Below are 1,876 nucleotides of genomic sequence, written 5' to 3'. Positions count from 1 at the left end.
GCCGATGCCGTGGCGACGGCGATCGGTGCCGGTTATCGCCTCATCGACTCCGCCGGCAGATCGGCGAGCTGTGCCGCGAGATCCGGTGACTCTGAGCCGACCACCGCCGCGGTGCGCAGATGGACGGGCCGGCCCATCCGTCGCGCCAGCCCCTTGGCGAGGCGACCGCCGAGGGTCTGTTTGCGCCGCTCGGCGCCGAGGCCCGCCGCGAGCGAATCGCCGAGCAGGAGCAGCTCGATCGGCTCGCCTCCGAGCGACGGACGCCAGAGCCGGTCGGCATCGATCGACTGCTCGCCGAGCGGCTTGCCGATGCGTCGGCGGGCGATGGCCGCCTGATGCGAGAGGACGGATCGGATGCCGGCGAAGACCGCCGTCACAACGACACCGACCCCTGCGACGGCGACGAGATGCTGTCGTCTCATGCGCCGATTCGACCCGACCGGCGTGAACGCCGCGTGAACGGCGTCCGCCCCCCTCAGGAGAGCGGCTTGAGCTCCAGCTCTGACGCGCCCGCGGTGACGGTCGCGAACTCCGTGTATCCGTCGGCCGCCGAGCGCTCGAGCAGCGCCTTCACGTTCTTCGTGCGGCGCTCCAACCGCACCCTGGCGCCGGAAGCCACGAGTGCCGCCTTGTGGGTCACGAGCTCGGCGACCGGCACGTCGGCATCGTGGATCAGCACGACGGCGCGCTCATCGGCATCCGCTCCCGCAGTGACGAGGTCGACCAGGCGCTCGAAGCCGAGGGAGAACCCGACAGCAGGCACCTGCTGGCCGAGGAATCGCCCGATCATGCCGTCGTAGCGGCCACCACCACCCAGCGAGTACGACACCGAGGGGTGCGCGAGCTCGAAGATCGTTCCCGTGTAGTACCCCATGCCGCGCACGAGGAACGGGTCGAAGACCAGCGGGATGTCGGTCGCGCCGCGGCCCGCGGCCACCGCCTCGCCGATGCCGACCAGGTGCCCGACGATCTCCTCCGGCGCGTACTCGGGCAGTGCCTTGCGGATCTGCCGCTCGCCGAACGGGTTGTACTCCATGGTCTGCGGGCGCCGCAGGAACGCCTCGAACGCATCGACGGCGGATGCCGCGGCGCCGCGCTCACGCAGCTCCGCCGCGACTCCGTCGGGACCGATCTTGTCGAGCTTGTCGATCGTGATCAGCACACCGGGGCGCTCGTCGGCGGTGAAGCCGAAGCTGTCGAGCATCCAGTCGAGCGCACGTCGATCGTTGATGCGGACGGTCGCTCCTTCGAGCCCGAGCGCGTCGACGGCATCGAGCGAGGCGACCATGAGCTCGGCCTCAGCGCGCGACGAGTCGTCGCCGATGATGTCGATGTCGCACTGCACGAATTGGCGATAGCGTCCCTTCTGCGGACGCTCCGCGCGCCAGACCGGACCGATCTGGATGGCCCGGAACACCCCGGGGAGCTGACCGCGGTTGCTCGCGTAGTAGCGAGCGAGCGGGACGGTGAGGTCGTAGCGGAGTCCGAGGTCGGCGAGGGCGCCCTGGTCGTCGGCCGCCTGTCGGATCGCCTCGGCGTCGAGTCCGCGGCGCAGCACGTTGTACGCCAGCTTCTCGTTGTCGCCGCCGATGCCGGCGTGCAGTCGCGAGTACTCCTCGAGCGCGGGCGTCTCGATCTCGTCGAAACCGTGCGACCGATAGCGGTCGCGGATCACGGAGAGGACGCGCTCACGGCGGGCCTTGTCGGCGGGGAGGATGTCGCGCATTCCGCGCGGCGGGTTCACAGTAGCCACGCCTCCATCCTTCCAGGTCGGCGGGGCGGCCCGTGGCGTCAGCCGTCGGATTCGGCGGCGCGGACGTCTGCCTCGAGTCCGCGGAGCCGCTCGCGCAGCGCGCGCTCGGCGTCCCATCCTTCG

Annotated in this window: 2 protein-coding genes; both read right to left on the bottom strand. The window is 70.7% G+C overall.

Annotation, left to right across the window (positions count from 1 at the left end; translation table 11 throughout):
• Positions 1-32: 32 nt before the first annotated feature.
• The gene (locus RTM68_RS18415) at positions 33-422 is read right to left on the bottom strand and encodes a hypothetical protein (protein ID WP_312173759.1); all 390 of its coding nucleotides are present in this window, start codon (positions 420-422) and stop codon (positions 33-35) included.
• A 53-nt stretch (positions 423-475) separates the two neighbouring features.
• Entirely contained in the window at positions 476-1,726 is a 1,251-nt protein-coding gene (gene hisS, locus RTM68_RS18410; protein WP_312173760.1) for a histidine--tRNA ligase, read from the bottom strand.
• Positions 1,727-1,876: the final 150 nt, after the last annotated feature.

Origin of the sequence: Microbacterium sp., assembly GCF_031988965.1 — a bacterium.
Taxonomy (GTDB): Bacteria; Actinomycetota; Actinomycetes; order Actinomycetales; family Microbacteriaceae; genus Microbacterium.
The sequence above is the reverse complement of the archived record's forward strand: the minus strand, read 5'-3'. Positions and strand labels throughout refer to the sequence as shown.